At 69.9% G+C, this 9,244-nt stretch carries 8 protein-coding genes; 5 read left to right on the top strand and 3 right to left on the bottom strand.

All coding sequences use genetic code 11. From position 1 onward, the window contains the following. Positions 1–227 precede the first annotated feature (227 nt). On the top strand, positions 228–1,412 hold the full coding sequence (locus ACX9GQ_RS24535) for a mandelate racemase/muconate lactonizing enzyme family protein (protein ID WP_459632242.1): 1,185 nt from the start codon (positions 228–230) through the stop codon (positions 1,410–1,412). A gap of 18 nt (positions 1,413–1,430) precedes the next feature. On the opposite strand, the gene ACX9GQ_RS24530 is transcribed toward ACX9GQ_RS24535, so the two are convergent. Genes ACX9GQ_RS24530 through ACX9GQ_RS24520 form a run of 3 tightly spaced genes read right to left on the bottom strand, consistent with a single transcriptional unit; the run spans position 1,431 to position 4,901 of the window. Continuing rightward, complete coding sequence (locus ACX9GQ_RS24530; RefSeq protein WP_459632241.1) at positions 1,431–2,960, bottom strand: putative N-acetylmannosamine-6-phosphate 2-epimerase; 1,530 nt, start codon at positions 2,958–2,960, stop codon at positions 1,431–1,433. Next, on the bottom strand, positions 2,941–3,963 hold the full coding sequence (locus ACX9GQ_RS24525; protein ID WP_459632240.1) for a Gfo/Idh/MocA family protein: 1,023 nt from the start codon (positions 3,961–3,963) through the stop codon (positions 2,941–2,943). Before ACX9GQ_RS24525 ends, ACX9GQ_RS24530 begins: the two co-directional genes overlap by 20 nt. Then, positions 3,960–4,901, bottom strand: coding sequence for a Gfo/Idh/MocA family protein (locus ACX9GQ_RS24520; RefSeq protein WP_459632239.1), 942 nt, complete (start codon positions 4,899–4,901; stop codon positions 3,960–3,962). Before ACX9GQ_RS24520 ends, ACX9GQ_RS24525 begins: the two co-directional genes overlap by 4 nt. A gap of 102 nt (positions 4,902–5,003) precedes the next feature. Here ACX9GQ_RS24520 and ACX9GQ_RS24515 point away from each other — a divergent pair, with 102 nt between their 5' ends. Genes ACX9GQ_RS24515 through ACX9GQ_RS24500 form a run of 4 tightly spaced genes read left to right on the top strand, consistent with a single transcriptional unit; the run spans position 5,004 to position 9,240 of the window. After that, complete coding sequence (locus ACX9GQ_RS24515) at positions 5,004–5,756, top strand: FadR/GntR family transcriptional regulator (RefSeq protein ID WP_459632238.1); 753 nt, start codon at positions 5,004–5,006, stop codon at positions 5,754–5,756. Then, complete coding sequence (locus ACX9GQ_RS24510; RefSeq protein ID WP_459632237.1) at positions 5,749–7,338, top strand: ABC transporter substrate-binding protein; 1,590 nt, start codon at positions 5,749–5,751, stop codon at positions 7,336–7,338. The genes ACX9GQ_RS24515 and ACX9GQ_RS24510 overlap by 8 nt, the downstream gene beginning before the upstream one ends. Before the next feature lie 58 nt (positions 7,339–7,396). Beyond that, a complete protein-coding gene (locus ACX9GQ_RS24505) occupies positions 7,397–8,356 on the top strand; it encodes an ABC transporter permease (protein WP_459632236.1) in 960 nt (319 codons plus the stop codon). Further along, positions 8,353–9,240: an ABC transporter permease gene (locus ACX9GQ_RS24500; protein ID WP_459632235.1), complete on the top strand. Its 888-nt coding sequence runs from the start codon at positions 8,353–8,355 to the stop codon at positions 9,238–9,240. The genes ACX9GQ_RS24505 and ACX9GQ_RS24500 overlap by 4 nt, the downstream gene beginning before the upstream one ends. Positions 9,241–9,244 lie beyond the last annotated feature (4 nt).

Here is a 9,244-nt window from a genome sequence, read left to right as displayed (position 1 = left end):
GCGCTGCGCCGCGTCGCGCTGCACGCCGTGGACGCCGTCGGCCTCGTCCACGCCATGCTGCTGCGCATCGAGGCCCTGCTGCTGCCCTTCCAGGTGCTCGTGTTCGGAGGGCATTGAGAGACCCGCGCCTGCCGCCACACGAGGGGATCCTCGGATCGGCCGACGACCATTGGCCCGGCTCGCAAGGGCCCCTATCGTGGCCGGCAAGGAACCCGGCGAGGACGTCCATGACTGCACTGCCCGCATTCGATCCCGAGGCCACGCGTATCGTGGCGATCCGTCACTGGCTCGTCCGGATGCCGTTCGCCGAGGACATCCTCTGGGGATCGGGCCGCCGCTCCGGCACGACGCGCCTTTTGGTCCGCATCGAGACGCGCGACGGCACGGTGGGGTGGGGCGAGACGATCTCGCTCATCGACACGGTGCCGGCCGTGTTCGAACGCTGCGTCCTGCCGCTCGCCATGGGCTATCCTGCCGCCGACGCGGAGCGTTTCCACCGACACGTGTTGGGCGCCGGGTATTACCACCACAAGCGTGCCGCCGTGATGGCGGCGGCGGCGCTCGAAATGGCGATGTGGGATGCGCTCGGCCGACGCGCCGGTCTGCCCCTCTGGGCGCTGTGGGGCGGCCTTTGGCGGGATGCCGTCCGCGCCTCGGCCTACCTCTTCGTCAACGACACCCGGGCCGTGGCTGATGCGGCCAGACGCTTCCTCGACGCGGGGTTCGACACGTTCAAGATCAAGGTCGGCGTGTCGATGGAGAGCGACATCCCGCTGGTGGAGGCCGTGCGGACCGTCGTCGGCCCACGCGACCTGCGCGCCGACGTCAACGGCGCGTGGACACCCGGCACGGCGATCCGGCAACTGACGAAGCTCATTCCCTACGATCTCGCCTACATCGAGCAGCCGCTCGAGCTCGACGACCTTGCCGGCCACGCGGCGCTGCGTCGGCGCCAGCCGGTCCCCATCGCCCTCGACGAGAGCGCCTACACCCTGGCCGACGTCGGCAACATCGTCCGGGCCGAGGCGGCCGACGTGGTGCTGCTGGATCCGCATGAGGCGGGCGGGCTCTGGCAGGTGGTGAAACAGGCGGCGATCTGCGAGTCGGTCGGCATTCCCGTCACCTTGCACTCGGGCGGCGAACTGGCGCTGTCGCAGGCGGCCTACGTGCATCTCGCCGCCTCGATCCCCAACATGACGCTCGCGATCGACACCGAGCAGACCTACCTCGCCGGCGACATCGCGCCGGACGGCCCCCGGCTGCGCGACGGCGGCTTCGCGGTGCCGCATGGCCCGGGCCTCGGCGTCACGCCGGACGAAGCGATCGTTTCACGCTATGCGGTGGACGGCATTGCGGGGGCCTATCTCGACCCGTCGAAGCCCGGCTGGTTCCCGGTGAAGCCCGCCTACTGAGGCGGAACCACAGCCCGGCTACCGCTCGGCCTCCCCCAATGCGGCGAAGTCGGCGCAGCCCACGAGCCCGGCGTCGGCGCCGAGCGCCGCACGAATGACCGACGGCCGTGACGGACCGGTCATTCCCTGGAGAGTGGCATCGACCCGGTCCAAGAAGCCGCGGGACAATCCCACGCCGCCGCCGAGGACGAACACCTCGGGCGCCAGAAGGAACTGCAACCGCGTCAGTCCGTCGACGAACGCCGTCGCGACATCGTCGACGATTTGCTTCGCCCAGGACTCGCCGCGGCCGGCGGCCTCGAAGACGGCGCGGGCGTCCATGGCATGCCCCGCCGCAGATGCGGCGCGGGCGATGGCGAAGCCGGAACATGCATCCTCCAGGGTCCGGCCGTCCCTGAGCGGCATCTGCCCGACGTGACCCGCGAGTCCATTGCGGCCCTGCAGAAGCCGCCCGCCGATCACGATGCCGCCGCCGACGCCGCTCGATACCGTCAGGAAGACGCTGTCACGTCCCGCGCCCGCACCGTGGACATGCTCGCCCCAGGCCGCCGCCTGCGCATCGTTGAGCGCGGTGGCGGGACACCCGAACGTCTCTGCAAGGCGCTCCAGCAACGAGTATCCCGGCGGGATCGGCAGGATTCCCTCGCTCACGGCGCTCCAGCGGCCTTCGTCGACGAGGCCGGCCACGGCGGCCGACACGCAGTGCCAGCCGCCGCCCCAGCCGGCGGACATCGCCCGGGCCGTCTCGAGCCAGGCGTCCGGGCCGGTCCCGGCGTCTGTCCGATCCTGCAGACGCGCCACGACGCGAGCTCCCTCGACGACCGCTGCCGCGATCTTCGAACCGCCAATGTCCAGGGCGAGCACCGGCCTGGGGCGGGCCGCCCCGACCGCATCGGCGAACCAGCGCGTCACGTGTTCGGGCCGGGTGATGGCGGATCCGACGACGACCGCGGCAGCGCCGGCCCGGATCGCGGCGGCCGCCAGCCGGGGTTCGTTGTAGCGGCCCTCAGCGAAGACCGGCACGCCCAGGCTTCGACAGGCGCGCACCAGGTCGAGGTCGGGCTTCGCGGGGACAGGGCCAGCGCCCACATAGCCCGACAGAGTCGTGCCGATGATATCCACTCCGGCTTCAAGCGCGGCGCGCGCCTCGGCCAGGGTGGCGATGTCCGCCATGGCGAGCGCTCCCTTCGCATGGATGGCAGCGACGAGGGAGGCGACCGACGCAGGACGCGGGCGCTCGGTGGCGTCGAAGGCGACGATGGCGGCTCCGGCGCTGGCAAGAGCGACGGCATCGTCGACGAAGGGAGTGATGCGGACGTCGGTGGTCGGCACGTCGCGCTTCACCAGGCCGATGACCGGCAGATCGCAGGCCTTCGCCACCGCGCGGACATTCTCGACCCCTTCGATCCGCAGACCGCGTGCGCCCCCGTCCCGTGTGGCGAGCGCAAAGGCGACGACGAACGGGACGCCGTCGGTGGGGCCACCGGGGACGGGCTGGCAGGATGCGACGAGGCCGCCGACCAGGCGCTCAAGAACCGGATGGGCCATGATCCACCACAACAGGCGTGCCGGTGCGGGCGGATTCCAGCGCCGCGACGATGCAGGCAATGGTCCGGCGCGCCGAGGCCGCATCGGCGGGATTGGGCGCCCCGGATCGAAGCACCCGGCCAAAGGTGCGCCACTCCTCGACGAGAGCATCCGCCATGACGTCGGCCGACGGCGGAAGTGAAACGTCCTGCCATCGGCCCGCCCGGCCCACACGCAGCGCGCCCGAGGGGTCGAGCACGAGCACTCCCTCGTCGCAGACGAGCTCCGTGCCGCCGAACGGTGCCCCGTCCCGATAGGCGATGCTGGTGACGGTGGCGGCGGCTCCGCCGTCGAACGTCAGCAGCATCATCGCGGAATCGTCAGCCTCCTGCTCGTGGAAACTGGCGCCGGCGACCGCATAGACCGTCCGGGGGCTGGCGTCGAAGAGCCAGAGCAGGCGATCGAGCGCGTGGATGCCGGCGGTCATCAGCATGCCGCCTCCGCTCGCGGTCGTCATGTGCCACGGCTTGCGGTTGGGCTCCATCCAGAGCTTGACCATGCTCGACGATCCGTAGCGCACGCGCCCGAGAGCGCCCGAACGGAGCAGCGACCGTGCGGCCACGACCGGGCTCGCGAAGCGCTGCGTGTGACCGACCATCAACGGCACGCCCGCCACGGACGCGGCCGTGGCGATCGCGTCGCAGGCCGACAGCGTCGGCGCCATCGGCTTCTCGAGGAGGATCGGCTTACCCGCGCGTGCCGCCGCGATCGCGCAGGTCGCATGGAGGTCGTGCGGCGTCGCGATGACGACGGCGTCGACATCCCGGTCGGCCAGCAAGGCGTCCACGGTGCGGTGGCCGCGCCCTCCGAAACGGCGGGTGAAGGCATCGAGCCCGGCCGCGTCATCCCGGCACGAGGCCACGAGACGGAAGCCTCCCGCCTGCGCGAGCGCTGCGGCATGGCGCTCGCCGAACCAGCCGGCGCCGATGATCCCGATTCCGATGGTGTCCGTCGCGTTGGTCATGCCTTCCCTGCGAGCCGATAGGCTTCGTCGATGAGTCGCGTCGCGGCGTGAAGGTCGCGCAAGTCCGCGGCGGGTGGCCGGCCGTCCCGGAGCCGCGCCATGACGTCGGCCATCAGGTCTTCGTAGCGGCGTGACTGCGGAGTGACCGGAATGGCCGTGGCGCCGTTTCTGGCCGGAGAGACGCGCAGCGTGTCGCCCGTGTCGATCCAGATCGCATCGTCGGCCAGGAGCCGCGCCTCGAAGTCGCTTCCGCCGTCATCGGGGTGCAGGTAGCCGGCCTCGATGACCGCTGTCGCGCCACTTGGCGCGGCAAGGTGAACCACCGCGTGGTCCTCGACGGCCTCTCCGTGCCAATGCGCCGTCCTCGCCCCCGTCACGGCGAGATCAGCACCCAGCACGGCCCGGGCGAGATCGACACCGTGCACGCCCAGATTTCTCAGCGCGCCGCCGCCGCCGGTTGAGGGGTCGAGCACCCAGGCGGCGCCCCAGTCGCGGTAACGTCCCGGCCGACCGTTCACCAGCCGCACCGAGAGATGGCGCGCCGCGCCGTGCGGAGCGGACGCAACCGGCCCCGTGCGGTGGGGAAGCGCAACCGCGACCCACGCGCCCCGCAGTTCTGGTGCTGAAATCAGTTTCTCGAGCTCTGCGGCATCTCGCCCCACGGGCTTCTCGACGAGAACCGGCAAGCCGGATGCTGCGGCCCAGGCCACCCGCGCGGCCATCTCGGCCGGCGTGCCGGTGACGACCACCAGGCTCGGACGGCGGAGCATCCCCTCCTCGGCGGTTTCCGCGACCGGCGCACTCTCCCGCGACGACCAGGCCACCCGAGTCGCGCCGTCGGGATCCCAGCCGACGATGCGCAGTCCGCACGCCCGTGCCGCCGCGACGTGCATCGGGACGTGCCAGTGGGTCAACCCGAGGAAGACGACGTCGGCCATCGTGCCGGTTCAATCCTGTGATCTTGACGGATATCCTACAAGTCAATAACCTCTCGGGCAACCTGAACGTCAGGCTCTCGTCCGCCCCTGAAAGGATGGGTCGTGTCGCAACCGCGCGCGCTTCTGCCGTTGCATCGACCGCCGCTCCTGCACGTCAGCGTGCAGGAGAGCCTCAAGCGCTTCATCGCGGACAACGGCCTCAGCGGCGGCGACGCTCTGCCCGCGGAGGGCGACCTGGCACGTCGGCTGGGCGTGAGCCGCAACTCAGTGCGCGAGGCGATCAAGGCGCTTGAATCGCTCGGCATGCTGGAGACGCGGCGCGGCATCGGCGTCTTCGTCCGCGATTTCTCTCTCGACGCGCTGATCGACAACCTGCCCTTCGGGCTCGGCGGCTCCCTGCGCGACATCGAGGAGATCATCGAGATCAGGCGCACCCTCGAGACGACGATGATCGGCCGGGTCATCGAGCGGATGCCGCCCGAGGACCTCGCCGAGCTGCGCCGGATCACGGAAGCGATGCGACGCCGGGCCGAGCGCGGCGAGAGCTTCGCCGAAGAGGACCAGAGCTTCCATGCCGTCCTCTTCCGCTGCCTCGACAATCGGATGCTCATCCGCCTGATCGAGGTCTTCTGGCGCGCCTTCGACCGAGCGGCCGACTTCTTCAACACCGAGAACCCGGATCCGATGCAGACGTGGCGCGATCACGACGCGATCGTCGCCGCCGTCGCGGCCGGGGACGCCGACGCCGCACGCGAGCGGCTAGCCATCCACTACCGCGGCATCGCCAGCGTTCTGGCCGCCGCGAAGGCCGGGGACACGGCACACACCACCAAAGGGGAGGAGAACGATGCCTGAATTCGGAAGGATGTCGCGCCGGCTGGCGCTCGCTCTGGGTACCGCCGCCGCGTGCCTGATGACGGCACCTGCGATGGCGCAGAAGACCGTGATCAGCGGCGGGTTCGACGTGGGTCCGGGTGGTTTCCCGGGCAACTTCAATCCCATGTCGGCCAGCGCCGGCTTCACCTGGCTCAGCGTCTACTTCGAGCCGCTCATCGTGTACGACGCCAAGCTGGAGAAGCTCGCGCCGGCGCTCGCGACGAGCTGGCAGGTCAGCCCCGACAAGTTGACCTATACCTTCAAGCTCGCGCCCGATGCGAAGTGGCATGACGGAAAGCCTTTCACCTCCGCGGACGTGAAGTTCACCATCGGTCTCGCCAAGGACGCGAAGGCGGGCTCCGTCTTCGCCGCGCGCCTCGCCGCGGTGAAGGAGGTCGAGACGCCCGATGCCCAGACGGCGGTGATCCGCCTGTCGCAGGGCAATGCAGGCCTCATGGACACGCTCACCAAGCTGATGATGCTGCCGGCCCACCACCTGGCGTCGATCCCCGTCGACGCCATCGCCAAGAACGAGTGGTGGTCGAAGTCGCCGGTCGGCACCGGTCCGTTCAAGTTCGTGAAGTACGAGACCGACCAGTACGTCGAGGTCGCGGCCAATCCCGACTATCGCGGCGGCAAGCCGAAGGTGGACGGCATCGTCAACCGCTACTTCAAGACCACCGCCGGCGCCGCCGCCGCGCTGAAGGCGGGCGAGATCCAGGTGAGCTACGTCGAGGCAGACGACGCCAAGACGTTCCTCAACAACCCCGCCTTCCGCGTGGTGGAGGGCGACAGCTTCGTCGTGAACTACCTCGGCTTCAACGGCGACGCGCCGCTGTGGAAGGACGAGCGCATCCGCAAGGCGGTGATGTACGCCATCGACCGCAACGCAATCATCCAGAGCCTGTTCGGAGGGGCCGCCAAGGCCGCCAACTGCGGCTACGTCGCCGACCATCTCGTGCCGGGCGGCCTGGAGCCTTACGCCTACAACCCGGAGAAGGCGAAGGCGCTCCTCAAGGAGGCGGGCTGGGACCAGATCAACGGGTCGAAGCCCATCACGCTGCTGAGCTACTACACGGCGCCGCAGCAGGTGAACATCATGGCCGCGATGCAGGCGATGCTGGCCCAGGTGGGCATCAACATCGTGCCCAAGGCGGTGGACGTTCCCACATACAACGGCACCGTCTATGCCCAGCAGCCGGACTGGACGCAGTACCCCGTCGTCTATGCCGGCATCCAGATCGGTCCGGACCCCTCGGGCATCAACGTCGCCATCAACGAGAAGCAGATCCCGCCGGCCGGCGGCAACGTGGCCCGCGTCCGCAATGCCGAGGTGACGGCAGCGCTCGACGCCGCGCTCGCCGAGACGGACGACAGCAAGCTCGCGTCCCGCTACCAGGACGTGTGCAAGGCGATGAACAAGTCCGTTCCCTGGGGAACCATGTGGGTCGCCAAGCGCTACGGCGTGGTCTCGACCAAGCTGAAGGACATGGTGTGGCTGCCGGCCCCGGCCGGCGGGCCCTACGACCAGAAGGCGCAGAACTGGTCCATCGCTCCCTGATCGAACCCGCCGCCGGGCGCGAGCCCGGCGGCCCCTCCCGCAGCGGCGACGGCATTTCATGGGCACCTACATCCTGCGGCGCGTCGCCATGGGCGTCGTCATGCTGCTTGCGCTCAGCATGCTGGTCTTCCTGCTGCTGAGACTGGCTCCGGGCGATCCCGTGGATGCCTACCTCGACCCGTCGGTCCCGCTCACGCCGACGGAACTCGCGGCAACGCGGGCGCGCCTCGGCCTCGACCAGCCCATTCCCATGCAGTACGTCGTGTGGCTGAAGCAGGTGCTCTCCGGGGACCTCGGCTATTCCCTGCAACGCAACCACGAGCCGATCGCGCGCCTGCTGCGCGATCGCATCGGGGCGACGCTCCTGCTGATGGGTTCAGGGCTTCTGGTCGCCATCGTCGTCGGAATCGCAGCCGGCATCGTCTGCGCGGTCCACCGCGGGCGGTGGATCGACCACTTGCTCTCCCTGCCGGCGTTCATCGGGATCTCGAGCCCGGCCTTCCTGACCGCGCTGGTCGGGTTGTTCCTGTTCTCCGTCACCTTGCGCTGGGCCCCGTCCGGAGGCATGCGCACCCCGGGCCTGCCGCCGACGGCCGGCGACCTCCTGCGCCACCTCGTCCTGCCCGCGCTGCTGCTCTCCATCGGGCACGCGGCGCTCATCATGCGCTACATGCGCGCGTCGCTCCTGGAGGTCCTGAACCAGGACTACGTCCGCACCGCGCGATCGAAGGGCGTGCGCGAGTTCTGGGTGGTCGTGAAACACGCGGTCCGCAACGCGCTGCTTCCGGTCGTGACGCTGATCGGCTCGACGCTGGGCAGCGCAGTGGGCGGCGCGATCTTCATCGAGAGTGTCTTCAACTGGCCGGGGATGGGACTGCTGCTGATCAGTGCGGTGGAAGCACGCGACTATCCGGTGATCATGGCCGCGACGCTCGTCGTGGGGGCCTGCGTGCTAGCCGCAAACATCCTCACCGACATCGCGTATGCGGCCGTCGATCCACGGATCAAGATCGCATGACGACCGACATCCGGACCCTTCGGCCTGCCTTCCGCGAGAGCCCGACCGGCCGGGCGCTGCGCCGCTTCGCCGGCAACGGTGCCGCCATGGCCGGGCTCGTGATGCTGGTGGCGCTCGTGGGAACGATCCTGCTGGCGCCGCCGCTGCTCGGCCTCTCCCCGAACGCCATCGACCTCCTCGCTCTCAACAAGCCTCCGGGGCCCCGGCACTGGCTCGGCACGGACGGCGTCGGCCGCGACGTGTTCGCGAGATTGCTCGAGGGCGGCCGCATCTCCCTCCTGGTGGCGGTGGGCGCCGTCTCGCTGTCGCTCGTGGCGGGGTTTCTCCTCGGCGCGCTCGCCGCATTCGGAGGGCGCTGGGCCGACGCGGCGATCATGCGCGTCGTCGACCTTGCCATGACGCTGCCGCCCATCATCCTGCTGCTGGTGCTCGCCTCGATCACGGGACCGGGCATCGGCCCGACGATCCTCGTCATCGCGCTGCTTTCATGGCCCATCCTCGCGCGGCTCGTGCGTGCCCGGCTGCTCGAACTGCGCGAGCGCGACTTCGTGCTCGCATCCCGCAACATGGGCGCGGGAACGTGGCACCTGATGCTCCGGCACGGGCTGCCCAACACGCTGGACGTCCTCGTCGTCTACGCCACGCTGCAAATCGCCAATGCGGTCCTGCTCGAGGCGGGGCTCTCGTTCCTGGGCCTCGGCGTCCCGCCCCCGGACGCGAGCTGGGGCAACATGCTCAACTCCGCGCGCAGCGTGCTCGTCCTCGAGCAGTTCCCCTGGCAGTGGATGACGCCGGGCGCGGCGCTCGTCCTCGCGGTGCTCGCCACCAACCTCGTCGGCGACGGTCTTCGCGACGCCTTCGATCCCCGTTCAGACCTCGGCTGACAGA

Source organism: Alsobacter sp. R-9, from assembly GCF_054612375.1.
The sequence above is the reverse complement of the archived record's forward strand: the minus strand, read 5'-3'. Positions and strand labels throughout refer to the sequence as shown.